A 26,971-nucleotide genomic window follows, 5' to 3' on the forward strand; every position below is an offset into this window, starting at 1 on the left:
ACACTCCAAATTTTTATACACAGTCATTTTTATCCAATGCAAACGTTGCAGTTGGATCAATTAATCTTTGCCATAGCTTGCAAACGACCACTCGGGTATCGTGCCAATCGTCAGCTGAAACTTGCATGGATTGATTCGCAAGTGCTAAACGGTGGCTCTCGGCTCGTTCACGGAGATAAGCTTGAATCAATGCTGTCGCATCGGCGCTGGATAAGCAATCCGTTCTTGCGGCATCCTCAAGGATTCGTACGTTGTCAGAGTAATGGGCGAGATCGGGATTCGACCCACTCCATGCTAATACTGCATACTGTGCCATAAATTCGATGTCAACGATACCACCTGCATCTTGTTTTAAATGAAAAATTCCATCTTTTTGCTGCTCTTTAGAAGAACCTAGATGGTCTTTCATTTTTTGGCGCATTTTGAGCACTTCTGCACGAACATTGTTCTCATCGCGTGGCTGAGTCAAAATATCGCAGCGCAAGTTTTCGATTTCAATCCGTAAACTGTGCTCACCTGCAATGGTTCTGGCACGTACTAAAGCTTGATGCTCCCAGACCCAAGCATTTTTATGTTGATATTGCTCAAAGGCTTTTAAGCTGGTCACCAGTAACCCCGCCTCTCCCGAAGGTCGTAAACGTGTATCCACCTCATACACTCGACCATCTAGGGTTTGCGTGGTCATTAAGGACATAAATTTTTGTGCAACCCGCATGGCAAATTCAAAGCCACTAATTGGTTTCTGTCCATCGGTATCCGCTTGTTCATCCATATAGTGAATAAACACCAAATCCAAGTCCGAACCATAACCCAGCTCGATGCCACCCACCTTGCCATAGCCAATTACCGCGAAAGCCGTGTGATCAATCGAACAACGCTGCCCTTCTGCATCAATTGGATAGCCATGTTTTTTGGCAACAATTTGATATGCCAAATGCAAGGTTGCATTCACAGACACTTCAGCAATATCGGTCAATGCATCCGATACTTTCATCAACGGGCTTTCGGCCAAAACATCACTAGCAGCTACTGCTAAGACATTGGATTTTTTAAATAATCGAAGAACACGCATCTGATCTTCAACTTGATCGATTTCAATGCGAAGCAATTGTTGTCGTAGAGAGTCTTCTAAATCTTTACGTTTTGGCAGCTCAAAATCCATCGATAAAAACTCGTCCAACAGCACGGGATAATGCGTCAATTCTTCGCAGATCCAAGGACTGACTGTTGCCATTTTCACTAATCGTTGTAATGCCCCTTTGCTCTCAATCAGCATCACCAAATAGACTGTACGGCGCAGCACCGACTCCACCAAAGGCATGAGACGTAGTAAGGCCACCTGAGGTTTATCTGACTGTAATATCGCCTCAATGAGATGTGGCCAAAAGGTTTTTAAGCGCTGTACAGCTTTGGCAGGTAATTTTTTCAGCGCATGTCCATACCAAAATTCGTGAATTAAATTTTTGGCATCATCATCTAAAACATCATTTAACTGTGCTTCTAAATGACTAAAGCTTTCCAATAACGGATCGGGTTCTTTTTCTTTAATAAGATGCTCAAATTGGTAAATGACTTTGGCACGTTTCTGATTGAGCACATTCAAAAAGTCATCCCAAGATGCAAAACCTAAAGTATCTAAAATACGTTGGCGCGGTTCAGGCTCATGTGGCAACGATTGGGTTTGCTGATCATTTAGCGCTTGTATCGCATGTTCAATACGACGTAAAAATAAATACGCATCTTCTAAATCAGCAACTGCTGTATTTTCTAATAATCCAACTTCACCTAAATGGTGCAGACTCACCAAACACTGACGATCTTGCAGCTCGAGTTTTGAACCGCCATAGATGAGCTGAAAAACTTGAACAATAAACTCTACTTCACGAATTCCGCCTGCACCGAGTTTAATGTCATCTTCGATATTACGACGCAGCACTTCACGTTCGATCATGGCTTTCATTTCACGCATAGCTTCGAAAGCGGTGTAATCCACATATTTACGGAAGACGAACGGTCGGGTCATTTCTAGTAACTCTGCGCCTTCCTTACCGCCCGTGACGATACGTGCCTTAATCCAGGCATAGCGTTCCCATTCGCGACCATGCTGGCTTAAATATTTTTCTAATGCCGCATGACTGATTGCCAAGGCAGAACCATCACCCCATGGGCGAAGGCGCATATCTACACGGAAGACAAAACCATCTGCGGTAATATGGTCAAGCAGGTAAATTAATTTTTGTCCCCACAAAATACAGAATTGCTGTACATCGATACATTTTCGACCATTGGTTTCGCCCTGTTCATCAAAGGCAAAAATAAGATCAATATCACTTGAAAGATTAAGTTCCTGTGCACCAAGTTTTCCCATGGCAACCACAATTAGGTCTTGAACTTTCCCCTTATAGCCTAGCGGTTCGCCATATTTCGCAATCAACGGATTCAGCGCAAAATCTTTTGCCGCACAGATGGACGCATCGGCAAAGTCTGAAAGCTCTCGAGTTAAGGTGACGACATCGGTGAGTTGATTGGCATCTTGCCAAATCCAACGAAACATCAGACGTGCGCGCAGCACACGAATTGCACGCATCCAGCTATTTTCATCTTGGATATCGGCAAGGCTGCTTGCGACAAAATGTTGAATTTGTGCTGTACTGAGCGAGGTTTGAAACTGATCAATTGCATAGTCTTGTTCTAAACTGGCCTGATGGATTCCGAGCACCTGTTCAGCATATTGACTGGCACGTAATGTTTTCTGCAATTGCTCCGTATTCATTTCACAAACCCTAGCGTGATTTTTTTCTAGTTATAACAGTTGATAACGCTTAGGGAAAAGTATTTTTAGGCTTTTATACCAATAGATGCGTATTAAAGTTCACTTAAGGTCCCATCTTTATAAGGTCGCATCTTTCTGTGCACTGCTACTCTCGGTATTTAGGGTTTGATGCAGGCTCGTCGCCTGTGGCAACCAGACTTTAAATTGTGTGCCTTCACCTTCTTTCGAGTTCACCACAATTTCACCCTGATTTAAGTCCACAAAACGTTTACAAAGGACTAAACCCAACCCCGTACCACGTTCTCCTGCCGTACCTTTAATACTAACCGTCAGTTTTTGCTGAAATAAGTCATCAATCTGAGCTTGGGTCATCCCCAATCCAGTATCTTGAATAGTGAATACAACCCGTTCTCCATCTCGATCGGCTGAAATCGTCACCACACCTCTACCATCGGTATGGGTAAATTTCAATGCGTTTGACACCAAGTTTTGCATCACTGATGTGATCATATTGATATCTGCATTGACTTTAATGCCTTCAGGCACGGCATTGATCAGTCGAATATTTTTCTTCACAGCCAAGCTATTTAAGACATCACTTACGATTTTTGCAGACTGATGTAAATCAAAATTAATCGGGTGATAAACAAAGCGACCACCTTCTGCCATGGCCCAGTTCAACAGGCTTTCTAAGAGGTTATACGTCGATTGTGTGGTGTCATATAAATAGTCTGCAATATTTTGCACACTCGAATCATCTAAGGTATGACGCTCCTGTGCCAAAACTTCAGAAAATCCAAGTAGACCATGAAAAGGTGCTCTTAAATCATGCGCAATAATTTGGAAAAATTTAGTCTTACTAAAATTCAGTGCCGACTGCTGTTCATAGGCTTCTTTTAATTCGGCATTTTCAACACGAAGTTGAATAATATTGACTAGACTTTGTACAAATTCTTCAACGATCTTTAATTGTTTGGCTTCAAATGCAGTGACTTGATCATCGAATAAAATAACTTTACCGATAGATTCTTGATCATATTTTAAATCAAAAGCTACTAAACGCTGATGCCCTAATCCAAGTTCTTGCATATAGTCGGAATAAGCTTGGTAATTTTCAGCGTCTCGGTCTATACGAGAATGTTCAGCAAAAAACTGATCTAGACGATCATCATCAGCTTCGGCCATAAAGGCCTTAAATATGTGCTCTGACGCATACCATATATAAGGTTCATTTTTAAATGCGAGGACAGCATTATCGACTTGCACAATACCACGCGCGAACTTTAAAAATTCTGCAATGCGGTTGTCGTCCGTATAAACCCCCATCAATAAAGACAAACGACAGGCAGTTAATAATTCGGTTTGTGTACCAATATCCAGTAAACGTAAAGCCATCCCGTTGCTCTCCTCAGGGTTTATCTTAAAGATAAAAACCAACTGTTATGTTCAAGATTAATAGCAAAAATAGCCCAAACACTCAATAACAAAACCCAACAAAAAAACAAACATCATTTACGAATACGCTATTTAATCGAACTTTCATCCAATTAGAAAATAAAAATATCTATAAAGAACATAACATTAAAGGTAAAACAAAAATTAAAACAATAAAATTAGAAACTTAAATTAATTTAAATTTTATTGACTGTTTATTTTAAATCGTACTTTTCGCGTTTTATTCAAACTAAAAACATGACCAAAAGAAATATTCATTTACATAAGACCTAAAAAACTGGGTTTAATTTTCTTTAAATACATCACAAAAAATAGTGAGTTTTATGACTATTCCAGGACCAGATTACTCATCAGGATGCTCGTTTCAGTCAGCTACACTAAATGAATCTATTTTTAAGTTTTTCTATTAGACTAATTTATTAGTTTTTATCAGTTGTGTGTGTCATTTGAGCATTAAACCATACTTGCTCGCTTTTACTTTATTAAACTGAGCTAAAGATTCGTTTCATGCTTCTAATGCACATGAACTCATTCACCCAAATGACTGAAGCTGAAAAAGTGCCATGCCTTATTCATCAGATATATAAGTTATCGCATAAACATTCCGCGACCATTCAAAGTCAAACGGGGCATCAAACTCACGTCGTTCTTTAATAAAGTCCCCAATCCTGACTAATTTTCGAACTTTCGCACCAAATCTACACCTAAAAGTTAAGGCATTCGGTTTGACCTATCAAACGCTTTGCTTTACAACTAAAACTCGAACGAGCCATAAAGAACAGATCAGCCCCAAAAAAATGATATAAATTTAATTGTTCAATAGCTTTAAGCTATGAATAACAAGCTTTCAATATTTCCCTTCTCGGTTTTGCGCTAAAATTGGGCGTCAAACTGCACTTCTTTTGTATCATTTTTCTACGAAATGACCACATCACAGGATCTTGCGTTGACTGAAAAGCAATGAACCCCGATACTTTCATAGTTTTATTTAAGCAAATCGGTTCATAGAGGCGAGCCACAAGCTCGGACCTCAAAGACACAATCTAAAGCAAGGGGCTATATATGGCTGGTGGAAAGTCAACTATCATCTACACACTGACCGACGAGGCGCCATTATTGGCGACTTACTCTCTGCTGCCGATCATTGAAACCTTTACTAAACCTGCTGGCGTTGAAATCGTTAAACGCGATATCTCAGTTGCAGCACGTGTACTCGCTGAATTTTCAGACTATCTAAGCGAAGAACAAAAGGTGCCAAATAACTTGGCAGAGCTTGGACAATTAACCCAAGATCCAAGCACAAACATTATCAAACTTCCGAACATCAGTGCTTCAGTTGGCCAATTAACTGCTTGCATTAAAGAATTACAGTCTAAAGGTTTTGCAATTCCGAACTACCCAGAAAACCCAGCGACTGAGGAAGAAAAAGAAATCAAGGCACGTTATAGCAAATGCCTAGGTTCTGCTGTAAATCCTGTACTTCGTGAAGGTAACTCTGACCGTCGTGCGCCTACTGCAGTAAAAAATTACGCGAAGAAACATCCGCACTCTATGAGCGAATGGAAACAGTGGTCACAAACTCACGTTTCTCACATGGACGAAGGTGACTTCTACCACGGCGAAAAGTCTATGACTTTAGACCGCGCTCGCAATGTAAAAATGGAATTGATCACTAAGTCTGGTGAAACTATTGTTCTTAAGCCTAAAGTTGCGCTTCAAGACGGCGAAATCATCGACTCAATGTTCATGAGCAAAAAAGCACTTTGCGACTTCTATGAAAAAGAATTAGATGATTGTAAAGAAGCAGGCATTTTGTTCTCTCTACACGTAAAAGCGACCATGATGAAGGTGTCTCACCCAATCGTTTTCGGTCACTGTGTGAAGATTTACTACAAAGATGCATTCGAAAAACACGGCAAATTGTTTGATGAGTTAGGTATTAACATCAACAACGGTATGTCTGGTCTTTACGAAAAAATTGAAACTCTTCCGACTTCTCTTCGTGAAGAAATCATTGCTGACTTACACGCTTGCCAAGAACATCGTCCTGCACTTGCAATGGTTGATTCTGCAAAAGGTATCACTAACTTCCACTCACCTAATGACGTAATTGTAGATGCATCTATGCCTGCAATGATCCGTGGTGGCGGTAAAATGTGGGGTGCTGACGGCAAACAGTACGACTGTAAAGCTGTAATGCCTGAATCTACTTTCGCGCGTATCTACCAAGAAATGATCAATTTCTGTAAATGGAATGGTAACTTTGACCCACGCACTATGGGTACTGTACCTAACGTTGGTTTGATGGCGCAAAAAGCTGAAGAATACGGCTCACACGACAAAACTTTCGAAATCGCTGAAGCGGGTGTTGCAAACATCACCGACCTAGAAACTGGTGAAGTGTTGATGTCACAAAACGTGGAAGAAGGCGATATCTGGCGTATGTGCCAAGTGAAAGACGCTCCAATCCGTGACTGGGTGAAACTTGCTGTGACTCGTGCACGCAACTCAGGAATGCCTGCGATCTTCTGGCTTGACCCGTACCGTCCACACGAAAACGAACTCATCAAGAAAGTTCAAACTTACTTGAAAGAGCACGACACTACTGGTTTAGACATTCAAATCATGTCTCAAGTACGTGCTATGCGTTATACACTTGAACGTGTTGCTCGTGGCCTAGATACAATTTCTGTAACTGGTAACATCCTACGTGACTACCTCACAGACTTGTTCCCGATTATGGAATTGGGTACTTCTGCGAAAATGCTTTCTATCGTGCCTCTAATGGCTGGTGGCGGCATGTACGAAACTGGTGCGGGTGGTTCTGCGCCTAAACACGTACAACAACTTGTAGAAGAAAACCACTTACGTTGGGATTCTTTAGGTGAGTTCTTGGCACTTGCGGTTTCTCTTGAAGAAATGGGCATCAAAGAAGACAACGCGAAAGCTAAACTTCTTGCAAATACGCTTGATGCTGCGACTGGTAAATTGCTTGACAATGACAAGTCTCCATCACGTCGTACTGGCGAACTTGACAACCGTGGCAGCCACTTCTACCTTGCTAAATACTGGGCTGAAGAACTTGCTGCGCAAGACGAAGATGCAGAGCTTAAAGCAAAATTCGCTCCTCTTGCTCAAGCACTTGCTGAAAACGAAGAAAAAATCGTTGCAGAACTTGCTGAAGTTCAAGGTAAAGCCGCGGACATCGGTGGTTACTACGCTGTAGATACAGCAAAAGTAAATGCTGTAATGCGTCCAAGCGCAACTTTAAATGCTGCTCTTGAGGCTGCTCAATAAGTTGATGCAAAACTAACTTAAGTTAGTGATGTAAAAAAACCAGCGCTTCGGCGCTGGTTTTTTGTTTGACAAAAGAATCGCTTTAGGGAATGTAATTATTTCTCAAATGAATTATAAAATTAAATACATCACTTTAATTTAAATAGTAAATGATTATCTTAAATTAAATTTATATTATTGAAATTCAATAGGTATCTTAAAATTCTTAAGCTCATTATTAACTGATCTAAGTATTTCTAAAGTAATTATTTTATTTTTAGTTAATTCCAAATCTTTAACTTTAATAAAGTTTTCAGGATCTAAAGTTTCTTTACCATTAATACTCACTATAACATCACCAATCAATACATTGGCATAATAAGCTCTAGATTGCTTAACTAGCATGGCGATATATACACCTGTATTTCTTTGATACAATCCCCTTTTATCTAATGGTATAGAAGATATCGTAACACCCAATAAATCAGGACTTTTACTGATATCGTTTTTTACAAAAAATCCAACTGAGTAATCATAAATAAAATCCAAATTATTAGGATCATCTTGTGTGGTATAAGAATTTATAGAACTGTTAATCTTTGTGAATACTACATGAGTAGCACCAATTTTTTTAGCTTGGGAAGACAAATTTGAATGAGATAAGTTTCTATCTTTAAAATTACTAGAACCTAATATCTGAAAACTATTTTCTGCAAGTAAAGACGTAGTTTCTGGCACATTTCTAGTCTCCTGAATATTAACTTCCTCACCTAATTTCAAGTACTTGAAATTTGATCTATCTACAAGCCCCAAATCTGCAGGTTTATAAAATTTTTCAACATTGTTTCTAAATAATACACCATCACTCCGTGAAGAATTGGTATATTTTCCATTAGATAATGTCGAAGTCATTTTTTTTTGATCGGAATCTGATGAATATTCATTGACTTTTAACAATGTTACATTTGAATTTGTACTCAATCTATTTGTAATAAAAACCTCTCCATTTTTATCCTTATATGTATACATCGTATAACCATAAACTATAGAATTAGATAAAATTAGACAAAAAACTAATAAAAATTTCTTCATTACCCCTCCCCCAACTAATGACAATACTGACTCTAAGCTTTGATTATTTACTTATACTTTCATAACTGTAACAAATATATTATATTTACGAAAAATATAGAAGTTCATAAAAAAATCTGTCGAATCACCTTTGAACTGACTTTAATTCTTTTCAAAATTTAGAAATTTACTTTTATATTATTTCCGACCTAGAAGCCTTTTGAGCTTAAATATAATTCCTCCTCAACAATCAAAAAACGTATTCAGATTTCTTCTTTCAAGCTAATGCTAATAGCACTTCTAGAAATGAACCCGACTTTACCATTAGCTTTTCAACTTGAGTTGCTATTAATGGTTCTACTGATTTAGCCCTAGAGTATCCGAACAAAATTTAGATACTTATTCAGATGCTCATTTCACAAAGTGACCACCGGATATATGACTAATGAAATCGATAAGATCAGGACAAGAACAACTTAAACCATTAATTTCAGACAATAAAAAACCCCAAGTCTTAATAAGCTTGGGGTTTTTTAGAATTTTGGTCCCGAGGGTCGGACTCGAACCGACACATCATCTCTGATAGTGGATTTTGAATCCACCGCGTCTACCAATTTCACCACCTCGGGAAGGTGTTGAAACGTATAATAAACTGTTTCAAAAACTTGTCAACGCATGATGTTCTCATTTGATTAAAAATAAACCGTATAAGAATTTTTAGATGGATAATCCATCAATTTCAGCGTTAAAACCTAAAAAAGCTTATACTAAGCCAAATTTCATTATCCCCTTTTCAGATTTCTTAACATGCAACTTTCTGACTTTAACTTCAATCTCCCTGACGAACTCATTGCCCGCTATCCGCTTGAAACACGTAGTGCATCACGCCTGCTCCATCTTGACCTGAATGGCGAATATCACGACCATCATTTCACTGACATTTTAGACTTGCTCAATGAAGGTGACTTATTGGTACTGAACGATACCAAAGTGATGAAAGCTCGCTTAAAAGGCAAACGCGCTACAGGTGGTGCAGTTGAAGTCTTGGTTGAACGTATTCTTGACCCAAAAACCGCACATTGCCACATTAAAGCCAGTAATACGCCTAAAGAAGGTGCGGAATTATTTATTGGTCCAGACGAAGTTAAAGTGACCGTTCAAGGCCGTCATGAAAACTTATTTGTTGTGGAATTTTCACAGCCTATTTTACAAGTTTTAGATTTATACGGTGCTTTACCGATTCCGCCTTACTTTAACCGTGAAGCAGAAGCGATTGATACCGAACGTTATCAAACCGTGTTTAACGACCCAACCAAATTAGCGTCTGTCGCAGCACCAACAGCAAGCTTACATTTTGATGAAGCGCTACTCAAAAAATTGGCGGACAAAGGCGTAAATAAAACCTTTGTTACCTTGCATGTGGGTGCAGGTACATTTTTACCCGTGCGCACCAATGACATTGAAAATCACATCATGCACAGCGAATGGTGTGACGTGTCAGAAGAATCTATGGCTTTAATCCGTGAGACAAAAGCACGTGGCAATAAAGTTATTGCTGTCGGTACTACAGCGACTCGTGCGACTGAAAGTGCCGCTCAAGCCAATGGCGGCGAACTCAAGGGTTGGACTGGTGATACACAAATCTTTATCTACCCAGGTTATGAGTTCAAAGTAGTCGATCGTTTAATTACCAACTTCCATTTACCTGAATCTACCTTGCTCATGTTAGTGTCAGCGTTGTCCAGTCGAGATAATATTTTGAATGCCTATCACCATGCCGTCGAAAGCCAATATCGATTCTTTAGTTATGGTGATGCGATGTTAATTGATAATATTAACCACAAATAAAATTACGCCGAAATCATCCCTATGCCGATAGATTCTGTAAAGCACTCCATCCATATTCGTCGAAAAAAGAATGCTGTGGTTTTTCAGAATATCGCTCGGCTCTGGGATATAGGCCGAAACGCCAAAACACACCAAGAGCTCCTCGATGAACTGCATCCATGGAATGCTCCCATTACACTCAAATTTGAAAATTTACTCCCCCTAGCTTTAGCTGCGTTGGGTATCGGCTTCATGCTGTTCATCGTGATTCAGCCCGATCATGGCTGGGCACAGCTTTGCTTTGCTGCGGGGTTGGCCATGGTGTTCTGGGCTTATATTAGCTATGAAAAAGATGACCCGCTCGAAGATGTTATTGCGTTTTTGGAAACCGAATGCATCGCAAAAAAATACCAATTGGCTTTTAACCGACAGCCTCAATACATTTCGATGCCACTGAATAATCTACAATTTATTGGCAATCTTAAACGTATGTTCCCCGTGTTTAAACAAGGCAGCCTTTCGAATGATATTCAGACCTTCGCGAGCACCGTTTGGGAAGACGAAAATCAGCAACAGCATCAAGTCATGGTCTTTCATTATCACTATGTGAATGAACTGAAAGTACGTGACAAAGACGGTGATGAAGTCACGGTGAAAGAAATTCATAAAGACCTGTGGGGCGTATTTGTTTTTGATATTGGCATCCATGGACTAGCCGTATCTGCAACAGGTAAAAACTTTGGCTATCCTTATAGTTTTCCTTGGCACAGCAGCGACATTCAAACCAATCAAAAATTAAAGTTTTATGGCGAGAACCAAATGGAAATCGCTAAATTGCTCAGCCCGGGCTTTGTCCTCCGACTAGCGGATTTTTTTCAAAACCGTGAAGGTGATCTGCTATTTCATCCGAGCCACCGCATAATGTGCTATCTTGGCTCTACAGATTTATTTAAAGTCAGTAGTAAAGCAAAACGAATTCAAGATGTTTCGGCATTGCGTGGACATCTCAGAACCTTTAAATTAAATGCATTAGAAAACTTGAAAAACGATTTAACGCAGTTTTTAAAATAGATTTCATACAATAATGTTTTAACTTACGACCTTTTATCTTGAGGATAAAATTTTATGGGGCTTTTGATCTTTGTTTTAATCATCATTGCATTGGTGATTGGTGCAATCATGATTCGCAACAACATTGTCCGACATCACAATGCAACCATTCGTGCATGGTCAGATGTAGCCAGCTATGAACGTCAAAAAATCAAAATTTTAGATGGATTACAGCCACTGGTTGAGCAATATTCCAATTTTGAACAAGGGACTTTGGCAAAAGTCACTGAACTCCGTCAAAATATTATGAATTTGAACGTAAGCAGTACCGATGTCAGCCAATTACAGCGTATCGAAGCCTTAAATCAAGATCTAATGCGCAGCCTGAATGTTGTGGTTGAAAACTACCCAGAGCTCAAAGCCAATGATATTTATCTGAAAATGATGAATGAAATTGAAGAACAAAACGAAAATGTCGGTGCGGCGATTACTATTTTTAACCGCAACGTCGAGTTGTTCAACAACCACATTCAAGTGTTTCCTAACAATATTATTAATACGCTATTGCTGAGTAAAAAAGCGGTTCGCCCTTTCCGCGATCAAGCTGCCAGCCAAAATTTTGATTATCGTCCGAACTTTTAAGTTCGGGCTTTAATGCACAAAAGTAAAAAAATAATGATGAGGTGCTCAAGTACCTCCAAAACTAGAAAGAAAAATAAAATATGCAAAATCAAATTAATGCACTGAAAAATGTGCTGATTCAGGAGTTTTTCAAACTCTATGAGCAGCACCAAGACGACCATATTTACGCATGTACGTTGGTGTTCAATCCCTATTTTTCCATGGACTATATCGCAGTCTCTACGCAGCGTAGTATTTTTGCCGAAGATGAAGATTCTGCTCAATATCTTGCAACGCATGATCGATGGAATGTATCTAAATGGCGCTATCGTAGCCTACTGGCTTTAAGTCAAGACTTGGCGCAGTTTAAACTGACATCTGTAAATGAAGTGGGCCATTTAAACCTTGATCCATCTTCTATAAAAAGTACGATAGAGTCGGAATCGGCTAACCATCTTTCAATCTTGCTCAATGCCATACAACAAACAAAAGTCGACTTGGCTCAGTCCTATGGCATAGAACTGGACAATATTCTGTTTTTTATCACGGTGCCGACACAGCCCGAAATAGAAATTTATTCAGCTCAGGTTTTAAATACTCCAAGCACACAACTTGACGATTTTCTCAAATCCAAACAACCACTCAAGCTCGACAGCTTACCCAAGCGTATGAAGCTGTCTCAGTATGATAAAGACCTGCTGATTGATTTGGCTCAAATCGTTGACATACAACCTTATAACTATTTACATGTTGCCAATGAAGTCTATCTTTTAAGCTTAGAAAAAAACTATGCAACCACGAATCCCTATATTCAAAGGCTTATTGACAGCATCGTGGCTATGACATCAGACCCGAAAGGCACATTTGCGATGGAAAAAGAAGAAATTTTGCAGCGAATTAACCAGTTTTATTTTAATGCCAAGAGTTCAGATGAAGCCTTGTCACAAGATGCGATCTATAAATTTACAGACTTAACACCCGACAAAGCTAGCGTTTAACCGCAGAATCAAGGAAAATAGAGCACTTTTAGCACTCTTACCATCAGCGAACTGTTTTTTCGCCTTGATCTGGACCTTGTATGAAGTTTGAAAAATTGGCGCAATCGGGCCGTGCTCGTCGCGGCCGTTTAACCCTTGAACATGGTGTTGTTGAAACACCTATGTTCATGCCTGTCGGTACTTACGGTACTGTAAAAGGCATGCTCCCACGTGACATTAAAGAAATTAAATCCCAAGTTATTTTGGGCAATACCTTCCATTTATATCTTCGCCCAGGCCTAGATGTCATTCGTGAACATGGTGGTTTACACCAATTCATGAAATGGAATAACCCGATTTTGACAGATTCAGGCGGTTTCCAAGTCTTCAGCCTTGGCGCTATGCGCAAAATTAAAGAAGAGGGCGTGACTTTCCGCTCTCCGATTGATGGCTCTAAAGTCTTTTTATCTCCTGAAATTTCGATGGATATTCAGCACACGCTGAATTCAGACATCGTGATGATTTTTGATGAATGTACGCCTTATCCTGCGACACATGAAGAAGCGCAAAAATCATTGCAGCTTTCATTACGTTGGGCGAAACGTTGTAAGACTCAACATCATGACGTGCTGAAAAACCGTAATGCACTATTTGGTATTATCCAAGGCGGCATGTATGAAGATTTACGTGATGAATCTTTAAATGGTCTGAAAGAAATTGATTTTGATGGTTATGCCATTGGCGGCTTGTCTGTTGGCGAACCTAAAGAAGAAATGATCAAAGTATTAGATTATCTTCCAGAGAAAATGCCTGCGGATAAACCACGTTACTTGATGGGTGTCGGTAAACCAGAAGATATCGTAGAAGCGGTTCGTCGCGGTGTCGATATGTTTGACTGTGTGATGCCAACACGAAATGCACGTAATGGTCATTATTTTGTGACTGATGGTTTAGTGCGTATTCGCAATGCCAAATATCGTCATGATCAAAGTCCGCTTGACCCACATTGCGACTGCTATACCTGTACAAATTTCACCAAATCTTATCTCTTCCATCTTGAGAAATGCGGCGAAATGCTCGGTTCGATGCTCGGTACTATTCATAACTTACGTTATTACCTGCGTCTGACTGAAGCGATGCGTGATGCTCTCGATCATGGCACTTTTGATGAGTTTGTTGAAGACTTTTATCGTCGTCGCGGCATGGAAGTGCCACCTTGTCCTCAAGATTAATTCTTTCAGCATTTGCGCTGAAGAAAAAGACAAGGTAAATTGCTGAACAAGTCCAATTTATTTATCAAAGTATTGATAACCAGTTTTTTTAGTTTAGGAAAATGAAATGAGCCTTTTTATTTCTACTGCTCACGCGGCAGGTGAAGCTGCACAGCAACCAAGCATGATGGCAAACCTGTTGATGATTGCGGTATTTGTCGCAATCTTCTACTTCTTGATCTGGCGCCCTCAATCAAAACGTGCAAAAGAACATCGTGCACTAATTGAAAGCCTAGGGGTTGGTAGTGAAGTTGTTTTTGCGGGCGGTTTAATGGGTAAAATCACAAAAATCGAAGGTGATTTTGCAGTTGTTGAACTGAACCGTGGCGTAGAAGTAAAAGTACAACGCGCAAGTGTGATTTCAGTTCTGCCTGAAGGCACTCTAAATAACCTTTAATCAAAAAATAAGTCGTGCACCCGCACGGCTTTTTTCATTTTAAGAAGAAAACGAATGCGTTACCCAGCATGGAAATATCTACTGATTCTAGTGGTACTAGTCATCAGTACATTATATGCCCTGCCAAGTTTGTATCCTGATGAACCTGCTGTTCAAATTTCAGGTGCCAAAGCCGGTACCCAGATTGACCAAAGCATCGTACAAAAAGCAGAGCAGATTTTAAAATCTGAAAATATTGCCAGCCATGACAATAGCTTCACCAATAATGCCGCTTTATTACGTGTTGATTCGAGCGAACAACAATTAAAAGCGAAAGAAGCACTACGTCGTGGGCTCGGTGAAAATTATGTCGTCGCACTGAACCTTGCGCCTACTACCCCAGAATGGCTACAAAAAATTGGTGCTAAACCAATGAAGCTAGGTCTGGATTTACGTGGTGGTGTACATTTCCTACTTGAAGTGGATATGGATAAAGCCATTTCACAACGTATGGAAACGTCTGCGGCTGACTTACGTCGCCAACTTCGTGACAATAAATTAAAATTCAATAGCTTATCTTTGAACAACAACACCATTACGATGCAATTTGCAAATAATGATGACCGTTCTGCAGCTATGGATTTCCTTCGTCGTAACGGCAATGAATATACTCAACAAGCGGTTGCAACAACTGATGGTTCGACTCTTCGTCTAAGCTACACAGATACACGTAAACAAGAAATTCAGTCTTATGCTGTCAACCAAAACTTAACGACTTTACGTAACCGTATTAACGAGTTAGGTGTAGCGGAAGCATTGGTGCAAACTCAAGGTAGCAACCGTATTGTGGTTGAATTACCGGGTGTACAAGATACTGCTGAAGCAAAACGTGTACTTGGTCGTACTGCAAACCTTGAGTTCCGCTTAGTTTCTGACTTAAATGATCAATATATCGATCCTTACACAGGACAAGCAAAAGGCTCATTACCGCCGGGTACAGAAGCTTTTGCTTATGAGTCTTTGGACAGCGGCCGTCAATTATTGCTTAACCGTAACCGTATCTTAACGGGTGAACGTGTACAAAACGCGTCATCAGGCTTTAGCCAAGATACAGGTGGTGCTGAAGTAAATATTACTTTGGACACTGCGGGCGGTAAGTTGATGTCTGAAGCTACTCGTAATGCTGTAGGCAAACGAATGGCTGTTTTGTTCATCGAGAACAAACAAAAAATTAGTTATGTTGCAGATCCTGCAACAGGTACACAAACTGAAGTTCGTACACCTTATACCGAATCTGTAGTCATCAATGCGGCAACGATTCAAGCTGTATTGGGTTCTCAGTTCCGTATTACCGGTCTAGATTCACCTCAAGAAGCATCTGAACTTGCATTGATGTTACGTGCAGGTGCTTTGGCAGCGCCAATGTACTTCGTTGAAGAACGTGTGATTGGTCCGAGTCTCGGTCAAGAAAACATTGACAAAGGCGTATTATCAACTCAAATCGGTTTCTTATTGGTTGCGATTTGGATGGTGGTCTTCTTCCGTGTGTTCGGCTTGATTGCCAACTTTGCACTCGTGGTTAACCTTGCCATGATTTTAACCATCATGTCTTGGATTGGCGCGTCCCTCACCCTTCCGGGTATTGCAGGTATCGTAATTACCATTGGTATGGCGGTCGATGCCAACGTACTGATCTGTGAGCGGATACGAGAGGAAATTAAATGGGGTGCCTCGCCGAAACAGGCGATTGTTGCGGGTTATGATCGTGCGTATAACACCATCTTTGACTCCAACTTAACCACATTCTTGGTTGCTTTCATTCTGTTCGCAATTGGTACAGGCCCAATTAAAGGCTTCGCGGTTACCCTAATGATTGGTATTGTCTGCTCAATGTTCACAGCAATTACTGTGACACGTGCAATCGTACAAATCATTTATGGTAAAAAACGTAACCTGAAGAAGTTGAGCATTTAGGAGATCGAAGATGACTGAAAATACTCAACCGAAACAATACGGCCGTCCGGACAACGAGCGCATTATTCCATTTATGAAGATTGCCAAACCGGCAGCCTTTATATCGATTATTTTAACGCTTGCAAGTATCTTTTTTATTTGCACCAAAGGTCTAAACCTCGGTTTGGACTTTACTGGCGGTGTGGCAGCAGAGTTGAACTATAGTCAACCAGTAAAATCTACCGATGTGAGCTCAGCGCTGACAAAAGCTGGTTTTAAAGATCCTGTAGTACAAACCTTAGGATCTGACCGCGACCTGATGGTTCGTATGCCAGTTCAAAAAGACATTGAAGCTGAAGACTTAACCAAAGCCATTACGACTGCCGCTCAATTGCCGAGCAATAAAGCAGAAGTGCATAAAGTCGATGTGGTGGGTGGTCAAGTCGGTAATGAACTTTACGTGCGTTCTGCGGGTGCTGTAGGTCTTGCCCTACTGCTCATGCTGGTTTATGTCACTATTCGCTTTGAGTTCAAACTTGCGATGGGTGCTGTACTGTCTTTATTCCACGATATCGTGGTGACCATTGGTATCTTTGCCATGATGCAATGGCCGTTTGACTTAACAGTTTTGGCTGCGCTACTCGCGATTATTGGTTTCTCGCTCAACGATAACATCGTTGTATCTGACCGTATTCGTGAAAACTTCCGTAAGATTCGCGGTGCTGAACCTCTTGAAGTTGTGAACAGTGCTTTGACTGAAACACTTCGCCGTACCATTCATACCTCAATGACACTATTACTGGTTGTTGTAGCGATGATGGTACTGGGCGGTGATGGTCTGAAATGGTTCTCTGTTGCAATGTTTGTTGGTGTATTTGTGGGTACATATTCATCAATCTACATTGGTACAGCCTTCGCGTTATGGCGTGGCCTGAACCGTCAAGACTTCATTGTACAAGTGAAGCCTGAATTTGAAGAAGAAGAAGAGATTCCTTAAGCTTTTCGACTTATAGTTCAGATCAAAACCCATCTTCGGATGGGTTTTTTTATGCGACTACCTTAAATAAATGAGCTAGGCAAAATCGCAATAATAGAATCTAATTTTTCAATATCGGATTGCAGGAATTCCACCTGTCGTTTTTGGTCTAGACTTGCAAATTGCCACGTATCATCTGTTTGCTGTATCACGTTTAAAATTAAATTTAAGCCATTTCGCAAATATACACAGGCTAGATCCGATCTCTCTACCCCTCGCCGTTCATCACAGACCACAAGCCAACCCTCTTGTAATACAGGGGCATAATACGATGCTGTGATGCGAATCAAATACAGGTCTTGAGTGTTTTTAAATAATGCTGAATATTGAGATGAATCATTTGAAATCGGTTTTAAAGAAAATGCCTGTGTCTCAACCACCTGCATTTCAAAAAGGACCAAGCTTGCTTGCTCCTCAGTGCACTTGTCTTGTTCTATAAACTGAACCTCATTATCTAAACTTCCCTTAATGAGTCCCAATTGTGACTCTAATTCACGTGCAAATTTCTCTCCAATCTGCCGATGACTATTTAATAATTGGGAAATTAAAGGAACCGCTAAGCCAAAATGTTCACACACAGCTTTACCATTTTTAAAGGGGCCTGTTGCAACCCAATGGTCAATGGCTTGTGTTAGATTCTGTCGACGCTTTTCAAAAAGCTCTGAAGGCAGCATAAGCATTCAATTTTATAATTTCTCTCCCCCAATATAATAAAAACCCGCACGCAGCGGGTTTTTTATACAGCTTTATTTTTAGCTACCTTGTACCAATCGACGTGCGCTGATAATGCCCGGTTGTTGTTCTAGACGTGCCAACAGTTTCGACAACTGCGCCAAGCCCTTTACTTCAATCAACAGTTTCATATTGGCAATACCATCACTCTCGGAAATGGTATTCACCTGACGAATATTGATTTGGTCTGAGAAAATCACTTGAGTCAGATCTTTAAGCAAACCACGACGGTCATAAGCTTCCACCACGATTTGCACACTTTGACCACGAGTTGGCTGCATTTCCCAATCCGCTTCAACCGCACGTTCAGGCTCTTGCCCAATCATACGGATATAATCCGGACATGCGACCTTATGGATACTTACGCCACGATTCAGGGTGATATAACCAGCAATCGATTCACCATGCACAGGCTGACAACACTGAGCAATGTGTAGTTCTACATTGTCCAAACCATCAATCAAAATACCATGCGCCGAAAGCGTATGACTTGCACGTGGGTTCAAGGTCGGTTTTAACACCAGTTCAGGCTCATCCTGATCGAGGTGCATATGACGGTTAACCTGATTGATTAAGGCATGTAAGCTAATGTCACCACTCACCAAGCCAATCAATATATCTTCACCCAATTTCACATTAAAATGATTGCAGTAATCATTCAAATCGATACTTTTCGGGTGAATCGCCAAACGTGACAATTCTTTATTCAGAATCTCACGTCCCACTTCCAAGTTTTTACTACGGTCTTGCTGACGGAACCAATGACGCAACTTATCACGTGCACGAGCCGTCTTGATATAACCCAGCGAGTTTACCAACCAATCTCGGTTAGGCTCACGATCTTTCTTGGTTAAAATCTCGACCTGTTCCCCAGTTTTTAGGGTATAGGTTAAAGGTACATAACGTTGGTTCACCCGTGCTGCATAGCACTTGTTGCCCACTTCAGTATGCACATGATAGGCAAAGTCGAGCACAGTCGAACCGCGTGGTAATTCTTTGATATCACCATCACGACTAAACACATAGATTTTCTCAAAATCTTCAAACTCTTGGATTTGTTCGAAGTTTTCAGAAGCCTCATCTTCTTTATGGGCGCTAGCATCATTTCGTTCTTGATAATGTTCAAGCACTGCACGTAAAGAATGTAAGCGATGATTAAATGAATAATCTGTGGTTTTAGAACCTTCTTTATAGTTAAAGTGCGAACACACCCCGAGCTCAGCTTCTTCGTGCATATTATGCGTACGAATTTGCACTTCTAAAGATTTGTTCTCTGCAATCACGGCCGTATGCAGTGAGCGATAACCATTGGCTTTCGGGTTAGTAATATAATCATCGAACTGATGCGGAATATGACGCCAAATCTGATGAACGATCCCCAGTGTGTGATAACACTCAGGTACATTATCCACCAAAACGCGAACTGCTCGAATGTCATAAAGCTGATCAAAGCTCAGGTTCTTACTCTTCATTTTTCGATAAATCGAATAAATGTGTTTCACCCGACCATTAATCTCGGCCTCAATGCCATGATCTAATAGTTCTTTACGCAACTTTTCTGTCACGAACTGAATATATTGCTCACGCTCTAAACGTTTTTCATTCAGTAAAGAGGCAATTTCTTTATAGCGTTCAGGTGCTAGATAACGGAAAGCGAGATCTTCAAGCTCCCACTTAAGCTGTGCAATCCCTAAACGGTGCGCGAGCGGCGAATAAATGGTTAAAATTTCTCGTGCGACACGCTCTTGTCGCTCTTTGGTTGAGTGCGCCAACTCACGTAATGCATAGGTACGTTCAGAAAGTTTGATTAATACAACACGAACATCTTCGGTCACCGAAATCAGCATTTTATAAATGCCGGTCAAATGTTCACGTTGGTTATTATTAAAATGATCTTCTAGACGTTTATTTTGCTCAATCAGATCAGACAACTTACCCATAGCAAGCGTGCCTTTGACCAAAGCATGCACTTGATCGCCAAATTTGCTTTGGACTTCTTCTAAACTGGTTACGCCTTCACGAACACTTCGATACAGCATGGCTGCTGATAACGTATCTTCATCCGCATACAGATGAGCAAGAATATCCGCCATTTCAATACCCGTATAGAAGGTATTTGAGCGATGGTTGACCGTTGTTTCAAGTTCATTCTGTAAGGTCAGATGTGCAACTTCTTCGAGTTGCTTTAGAGGAGCCCCGTCAAACATGCCACTCACACGCTCTAGCCATTCAGCTAAATCATGCTGTGCTTGCTCGGCATGTTCTACAGTCGTTTCCTGAGACAGCTCATTGAGACGTCCAGGTAATTGTTCACGTACTGTGACCATACCCTACTCCTAGTTTTCTACGCTTCATAACTTTTAATCGTTTATCTGATTTTCTTTTTCGAACAAAGCAATCGATTCGACATGCCCTGTATGGGTAAACATGTCCATGACACCCGCTTTTTTCAAACGGTAGCCTTGTTGTACCAGCATTCCAGCATCGCGTGCTAGTGTTGCAGGATTACATGACACATAAACGATTCTTTTTGCACCAAATTTGGGCACATAACGCATTATTTCTTCTGCACCAGATCGTGGTGGGTCTATCAATAATGCATCAAATCCTTGTTTTGCCCAAGAATGATGCGAAAAATCTTTTGTTAAATCTTGTGAATAAAATTTCAGTTGCGAAAGGCCATTGTTTTGTGCATTTTCTGCACCACGCAGAACCATTTCTTCACTCCCTTCAACTGCAACGACTTGACCCGTTGAACCCACACATTGAGCAAGTGGTAAAGAAAAGTTTCCTAAGCCACAAAACAGATCTAGAACTCGCTCACCCTGTTGTAACTGAAGCAATTCACATGCCAGTTTCACCATTTGCGGATTAATCGTGGAATTCACTTGCGTGAAGTCTTGAGGATTAAAGCCAAATTCCACACCAAAGTCACTTAGACCATAGTGCAGACGCATCGGTGCATCGGGATGATCCACACGATGTAAGCTGTCCGGTCCCTCAGGTTGTAAGTACAGTTGCCACTCTTTATGTAACGCAAATTTTACTAATTGGTTGACATCTTCCGCGCAAAGTTCCGCCGTATGACGAATCAGGAGAGCAATTTCTTGATCTCCCATGGCCAGTTCTATATGCCCAATATCTGCTTTACCTTGCAAACCTTGTAACAGTTGTTTGAGTGTGGTGATTGAGCCAAACTCACGATCCAACACCATACAACGGTCAATCGAAGTCAGTTTATTTGACTGGCTCTCACGAAAGCCGACCACGAGCTTATCTTTTGCAGGTAGGTAACGCACACCAATACGCGCTTTACGACGGTAATCTTCACGCAATGAACGTAAAGGAGCTAACCATTGATCAGGCTGAATGCCGGCAAAATGTTGCAAATGTGATTGTAAAACATCTTGTTTTAAACGAATTTGCTCGTCGGGATGGATATGTTGCATGCTACACCCACCACAGACCCCATAATGTGGGCAGGCCGGTTTAACCCGTAGAGCAGACTCTTCACTCAGCAATTCCAGACTGTCTGCTTCTTCAAGACGCTTAACGACATTGGTAATACGCGCACGCACTGTTTCACCCGGCAAGGCATAACGGATAAAGACTTTCTTACCGTGTTTTTCTGCAGGATGATCTGGATGCGTGCCAAAGTGCGCTATGCCTCGCCCCTCATGTGAAAGCGATTCAACCTGAAATGTATAAATGGGTTGTTGGGCTTTTTGGGGTTTGGCTTTGTGTTTCATGCGTACCTAATGTGTGGAAGATGGGAAATCAGATTGGGTGAATTCGGTACGTTGCGAGGTTTGCTGCCATACCAATAAAAAGTCAGCGTGTTGCGGCTGAGTTTGTAAATATTGAATCGTACTTTGAATCAAGTGCTGATGATCATTCAATAATAACTGTCCTTTCAGCAACAGCCAGCGTAAATAAATCAACCATGTATTGAGCACATCGCCTTCACAGTAGCTGGTCAGTTCTGTCCACTGTTGTTCACGTACATATTCAGGCACATGGTAGCCACCATCACCACGTTTACCGGGGAAACCGAGTAAATGTGCTGCATCGTCAAGTTTTTGAAAATGACGACCATGGAACATGGCCATGACATCCATCAAATCTACATGACGATGATGATAACGATTCTGGTAGTTATTATAGCGCTTTTGCGTATCAATCTCGCCCTGATCGAACAAACTTGGTGCAGATAGTCCGTGATACATGGCACGGAACAAAATCACAGGCAAATCAAACTGTGAACCGTTCCAACTGACCAAGGTCGGATGACGCTTTTCAAAAATAGAAACGAATTTTTTTAAAATTTCAGCTTCGCTATTGTCTTCACGGCTAAATGAAAACAACTTCATGCCCTTTTCATCAATCCATAGTCCAGAGATACAGACAATTTCATGCAAGGCCAAACGCTGAAAATCCGTTCCCGCCTCTTGGCGACGCAGTTTAGTCAGCGCAGCATCTAGATCCACCTCAGGCAGATCCAGTCCATACAAATGCGCACCTGACTTCAAATCTGTCAGTGTTTCGATATCAAAAATTAAAACAGGTAAACGCATAAGTACTCACCAGTGCCGATCGGCCACTGTAATTATTCAGGATCAACAACAGAGAATAGACCAGTCGACAAGTAACGGTCACCACGGTCACATACGATGCAAACAATCACGGCATCCGGATTTTCTTCAGCCAATTTAACTGAAGCCCATACCGCACCACCCGATGAGGTGCCTGCACTGATACCTTCTGTACGTGCTAAACGACGAGCCGTTTTTTCCGCTTCAATTTGCGGAATATCCATAATACGGTCAACGCGTGAAGGATCAAAAATCGTAGGAAGATATTCTTGTGGCCAACGGCGAATACCAGCAATGTTTGAGCCTTCAGACGGTTGTAAACCAACAATTTGAATATCCGGATTTTGTTCTTTTAAATATTTCGAAATCCCCATAATGGTCCCGGTGGTTCCCATTGAGCTGACGAAATGTGTAATTTTACCGCCTGTTTGTTTCCAAATTTCAGGCCCAGTAGTAAGGTAATGTGCTTCCACATTGTCCGGGTTACCAAACTGGTTTAGGACTAAACCTTTGCCGTCTTTTTCCATTTGAAGGGCAAGATCACGTGCTTCTTCCATGTTTTCAGATTCGATCAGTTCAGCACCGTAGGCACGCATGGCATCTTTACGCTCTTGGCTAGAACTTGCAGGCATGATCAAGGTCATTTTATAGCCACGCATTGCTGCAACCATAGCTAAAGCAATCCCTGTATTTCCGCTCGTCGCTTCAATCAACGTATCACCCGGTTTAATCTGACCACGCTTTTCCGCTTGCATAATCATGTTATATGCAGGGCGATCTTTGACCGAACCCGCTGGGTTATTGCCTTCTAACTTGGCTAATACTGTTGCTTGAGTATGACTTGCCAGACGCTGTAAACGCACTAACGGCGTGTTGCCGACGTAATGGTCTAATAAAAAATCGTCTGCTTGAAAATCAGGGGTTGTATTACTCATTATTCACACCTATATCGAGGTGCGCCTATTGTATGAAAAAATGCCTTTGCCTGCACCCATTTGCCTCGCTTTTTCGCGAAAGTGATTAAAGCGCAATCAGTTTTAAATAATCCATGCTAATATTCGGGGCATAAGGAATAAACTGCTTAAACCATGTCAAATATCAACAAAAAGCTTTTTAAACGCCTACACTTAAATCATGCCTATGGTCAGTTGATTGCACTTATTTTCGTGCCGATCACCATTTTGGCTTGTGTCGGTGCGATGTTGGTAATAACAGAAACCTCCAATGCAGCCAAAGCACAACAAAAACAAATGGCTGTCGCGATTCTGACGCGCTATCAACCTACATCAGAATCTGCCATAGAGTTACTCAACCATTATCCGTGGCAGTTTGATCAAGCTCGTAATACCATGCAAAGCATGTTGAACGAAAAACATTTGATTCGTGCCGCGATTTTAGATCTCAAAGGCAACAACCGCCTGAGCATTGGCTTTCAAGATCAAGATATTTGGCCTGCTTTAAACAGTAAAGCGTCTTTTATCGGACCGATTGCACATCAGGGCAACCATATTTACGCCCTGAAAATTTCAGACTCAACCCAGACCCCAGCATGGTTAAGCATTGAACTGGACAATCAACCGCTGCAAATTGCCCGCTATCGCGTGTTAATCGTGTTGATTGCAACGGGTTTATTGACGCTCTTATTACTTTTGCTGTGTTTGAATTTTTATTCCCGTCGTTGGATCGCACCAATGTACGAAATTCGCATGCAGTTACAACGTTTAAATGCCGACACTCTAGATCAGCACATGATCATTAACAGTACTGGAGAACTCCGGTTATTACAGCGTGATATAGCCAATGTGGTTAAACGCTTACATTTCAGTTTCTTAGAGCTACGTGAACATACCGAACAAACGGAAGATGACTTAAGACGCACGCTTGATACTTTAGAAGTGCAAAATATTACCTACCGTCAAGCACGTGACCAAGCAATTCAAGCCAACCAATCAAAATCGGTGTTTTTGGCCAATATTTCTCATGAACTGCGCACACCGCTGAACAGTATTGATGGCTTTATTCATCTTTTACTGCGCCAAGGCAACCTCAGTAATGAACAAAATTTATATCTACAAACGATTCGTAAATCTTCTGCGCATTTATTGGCTTTAATTAATGACGTGCTTGATTTCTCGAAAATCGATGCAGGCAAACTAGAACTCGAAACTGCGCAATTCGACTTAGAAGAAGCCGTCTTTGATGTGATGGATATGTTGTCGCCATTGGCAGCACAAAAACACATCGATATGACCTTCTACTATGCGGACAATGTGCCGAAATTTGTGGTTGGTGATGTCCTACGCTTCAAGCAAATTTTGACCAACTTAATTTCAAATGCAATTAAATTCACTCCAGATGGTGAAATTATTGTCCGTGTCCGTATGGAGCATGATGACATCGGTCAATGTCTGCTGCACTTTAGTGTGCAAGACAGTGGTATCGGCCTAAGCGGTACCGACCGTAAGAAACTGTTTGAATCCTTCTCGCAAGGTGATGCATCTGTGACCCGCCAATTTGGTGGTACAGGTTTAGGTCTTGCCATTTCCAAGCAATTGGTCAGCCTGATGCATGGACAAATTGGTTTTGAAGATAACCAAGAACGTGCCCCAACAGAAAAAGGCTCAACCTTCTGGTTTACTGCGCGCTTTATGGTCGATGATGAAATTGAAATTGTGCATCCACAATTTAGCAATCTCCAAGTCGTTTCCTACTTGGCACATCCAGCAACTGCCAATGTCCTACGTCATTATTTAGAAAATTATGATGTTGAACATATTGAAACGCAGTCAATCCTAGATTTATTTAGTCGCCTCAATCAGTTGCAAACCAATGAAAATACTTGGTTGATCGTCGATCATAGCGGCGACTCTGAAGCCTTACTCAAAGAAATTCGTCATCGTTATAGCGGTAACTTAGCGGTTTATGGCTACCAAATGATGCTCGATCCAAACATGTTGAACGAGTACCGTGCCCGTCCATTGCATCAACCACTCAGCCGTACAGCGCTGATTCAGTTGTTGAGTAATGAGCCGTGGTTTGATCAAGAGCAACATGAAGAATTTAATGGTCAAGGTCTGCATATTTTGGCAGTCGACGACCATTTACCAAACCTGATTGTGCTTGAAGCCCTGCTCTCTGAGTTAAATGTTAAAACCACTAAGGCTTTAAGTGGACAAGAAGCCATTGAAATCATTCAGGCTCGCCAAGAGCAAGGTTTGGCAGCTTTTGACCTCATCTTTATGGATATTCAAATGCCTGTGATGTCAGGTGTCGATACCACGCGTGCCATTCGTTCTCTTGAGTCGACTTTTGAAAATCATAAGCGCCTTCCAATTATCGCTTTGACGGCACATGCGCTCTCTGATGAAAAACAAAAGCTCCTACAAAGCGGTATGGATGACTATGTCACCAAGCCTATTCAAATGGATCAAATTATTCAAATCTTGACCCAATGGACTACCGATAACTTTAAGAAAGTGCCCGTTTTAGAGCGAAGTTCGGTGATTGAAGCCCTAGAGCCAAGTATTTTAGATTGGCAGCAAAGCTTGCAGTTGGCCGCGAATAAAGAAGACCTTGCGGTCGATTTACTGAAAATGCTCGTCGATAGCTTTGAACAAGAAATCCATGAAATGGCACAGCTCATCGAAGATGAAGATTTTCCACAATTAGAGCATGTGCTACATCGGCTTTATGGCGCAACCCGCTATGTGGGCGCTCCGACCCTCCAAGAGGTTTCAGGTCAATTTGAGCAATTTGTATCGACCTTACGTAAGGAACGCCGTAAAGCGGATGATGCTTTTGTTCAAGAAACCCTGAACCGTTTTGATGAGTTAAAAAATGTCATGGGGCAAGTTGAACACGCAGCTCAACAAATCTTAGCCAAACAAAATAATTAAGCGCAGTCCGACTAAAGTCAGTGCCGTCCAGCTTCTGTTGTGACTGCACTGTCATGTATCCTGTC

General features: G+C 41.2%; 18 protein-coding genes and 1 tRNA gene. 10 read left to right on the forward strand and 9 right to left on the reverse strand.

The features are described 5' to 3' along the window. Positions 1-13 precede the first annotated feature (13 nt). Together glnE and M5F03_RS14285 are read right to left on the reverse strand one after the other, a co-directional pair. Complete coding sequence (gene glnE / locus M5F03_RS14280) at positions 14-2,773, reverse strand: bifunctional [glutamate--ammonia ligase]-adenylyl-L-tyrosine phosphorylase/[glutamate--ammonia-ligase] adenylyltransferase (RefSeq protein WP_249708720.1); 2,760 nt, start codon at positions 2,771-2,773, stop codon at positions 14-16. 117 nt (positions 2,774-2,890) lie between these two features. Next, complete coding sequence (locus M5F03_RS14285) at positions 2,891-4,168, reverse strand: sensor histidine kinase (protein ID WP_180066678.1); 1,278 nt, start codon at positions 4,166-4,168, stop codon at positions 2,891-2,893. 1,122 nt (positions 4,169-5,290) lie between these two features. Here M5F03_RS14285 and M5F03_RS14290 point away from each other — a divergent pair. Continuing rightward, the gene (locus M5F03_RS14290) at positions 5,291-7,525 is read left to right on the forward strand and encodes an NADP-dependent isocitrate dehydrogenase (RefSeq protein ID WP_180022433.1); all 2,235 of its coding nucleotides are present in this window, start codon (positions 5,291-5,293) and stop codon (positions 7,523-7,525) included. Positions 7,526-7,699: 174 nt separating this feature from the next. On the opposite strand, the gene M5F03_RS14295 is transcribed toward M5F03_RS14290, so the two are convergent. Next, complete coding sequence (locus M5F03_RS14295; protein WP_180113184.1) at positions 7,700-8,596, reverse strand: serine protease family protein; 897 nt, start codon at positions 8,594-8,596, stop codon at positions 7,700-7,702. 521 nt (positions 8,597-9,117) lie between these two features. After that, positions 9,118-9,204, reverse strand: a tRNA-Leu gene (locus M5F03_RS14300). 178 nt (positions 9,205-9,382) lie between these two features. Here M5F03_RS14300 and queA point away from each other — a divergent pair. The 8 genes from queA to secF all read left to right on the forward strand — a co-directional run bounded on the left by queA (position 9,383) and on the right by secF (position 17,647). Beyond that, positions 9,383-10,423 (forward strand): tRNA preQ1(34) S-adenosylmethionine ribosyltransferase-isomerase QueA, encoded by a 1,041-nt coding sequence (gene queA / locus M5F03_RS14305; RefSeq protein ID WP_180024560.1) that lies wholly within the window; start codon positions 9,383-9,385, stop codon positions 10,421-10,423. 21 nt (positions 10,424-10,444) lie between these two features. Further along, on the forward strand, positions 10,445-11,473 hold the full coding sequence (locus tag M5F03_RS14310; protein ID WP_249708722.1) for a hypothetical protein: 1,029 nt from the start codon (positions 10,445-10,447) through the stop codon (positions 11,471-11,473). A gap of 54 nt (positions 11,474-11,527) precedes the next feature. Continuing rightward, positions 11,528-12,094 (forward strand): LemA family protein, encoded by a 567-nt coding sequence (locus tag M5F03_RS14315; RefSeq protein ID WP_180010942.1) that lies wholly within the window; start codon positions 11,528-11,530, stop codon positions 12,092-12,094. A gap of 80 nt (positions 12,095-12,174) precedes the next feature. Further along, positions 12,175-13,071, forward strand: a complete 897-nt coding sequence (locus M5F03_RS14320; protein ID WP_249708724.1) for a DUF4303 domain-containing protein — start codon at positions 12,175-12,177, stop codon at positions 13,069-13,071. Between the two features lie 80 nt (positions 13,072-13,151). Then, a complete protein-coding gene (gene tgt / locus M5F03_RS14325; protein WP_078194179.1) occupies positions 13,152-14,282 on the forward strand; it encodes a tRNA guanosine(34) transglycosylase Tgt in 1,131 nt (376 codons plus the stop codon). A gap of 106 nt (positions 14,283-14,388) precedes the next feature. Next, on the forward strand, positions 14,389-14,718 hold the full coding sequence (yajC, locus tag M5F03_RS14330) for a preprotein translocase subunit YajC (protein WP_078191271.1): 330 nt from the start codon (positions 14,389-14,391) through the stop codon (positions 14,716-14,718). Between the two features lie 54 nt (positions 14,719-14,772). Beyond that, positions 14,773-16,671 carry a protein translocase subunit SecD gene (gene secD, locus M5F03_RS14335; protein ID WP_180022571.1) on the forward strand — a complete coding sequence of 633 codons (1,899 nt, stop codon included), beginning with the start codon at positions 14,773-14,775 and terminating at the stop codon, positions 16,669-16,671. 10 nt (positions 16,672-16,681) lie between these two features. Next, on the forward strand, positions 16,682-17,647 hold the full coding sequence (secF, locus tag M5F03_RS14340) for a protein translocase subunit SecF (protein ID WP_249708725.1): 966 nt from the start codon (positions 16,682-16,684) through the stop codon (positions 17,645-17,647). A gap of 62 nt (positions 17,648-17,709) precedes the next feature. On the opposite strand, the gene M5F03_RS14345 is transcribed toward secF, so the two are convergent. The 5 genes from M5F03_RS14345 to cysM all read right to left on the reverse strand — a co-directional run bounded on the left by M5F03_RS14345 (position 17,710) and on the right by cysM (position 23,945). Continuing rightward, positions 17,710-18,360 carry a hypothetical protein gene (locus M5F03_RS14345; RefSeq protein ID WP_249708726.1) on the reverse strand — a complete coding sequence of 217 codons (651 nt, stop codon included), beginning with the start codon at positions 18,358-18,360 and terminating at the stop codon, positions 17,710-17,712. 78 nt (positions 18,361-18,438) lie between these two features. Further along, complete coding sequence (locus M5F03_RS14350; protein ID WP_078194183.1) at positions 18,439-20,745, reverse strand: RelA/SpoT family protein; 2,307 nt, start codon at positions 20,743-20,745, stop codon at positions 18,439-18,441. Positions 20,746-20,778: 33 nt separating this feature from the next. Further along, positions 20,779-22,167 carry a 23S rRNA (uracil(1939)-C(5))-methyltransferase RlmD gene (gene rlmD / locus M5F03_RS14355; RefSeq protein ID WP_249708727.1) on the reverse strand — a complete coding sequence of 463 codons (1,389 nt, stop codon included), beginning with the start codon at positions 22,165-22,167 and terminating at the stop codon, positions 20,779-20,781. Positions 22,168-22,173: 6 nt separating this feature from the next. Further along, positions 22,174-22,992 (reverse strand): 3'-5' exonuclease, encoded by an 819-nt coding sequence (locus M5F03_RS14360; protein WP_078194185.1) that lies wholly within the window; start codon positions 22,990-22,992, stop codon positions 22,174-22,176. Positions 22,993-23,024: 32 nt separating this feature from the next. Continuing rightward, positions 23,025-23,945, reverse strand: a complete 921-nt coding sequence (gene cysM / locus M5F03_RS14365) for a cysteine synthase CysM (protein ID WP_078191278.1) — start codon at positions 23,943-23,945, stop codon at positions 23,025-23,027. A 153-nt stretch (positions 23,946-24,098) separates the two neighbouring features. Here cysM and M5F03_RS14370 point away from each other — a divergent pair, with 153 nt between their 5' ends. Continuing rightward, entirely contained in the window at positions 24,099-26,906 is a 2,808-nt protein-coding gene (locus M5F03_RS14370; RefSeq protein WP_249708728.1) for a GacS-like sensor histidine kinase, read from the forward strand. Positions 26,907-26,971 lie beyond the last annotated feature (65 nt).

The sequence above is a fragment of the Acinetobacter amyesii genome, assembly GCF_023499985.1.
GTDB classification, from domain to species: Bacteria; Pseudomonadota; Gammaproteobacteria; order Pseudomonadales; family Moraxellaceae; genus Acinetobacter; species Acinetobacter amyesii.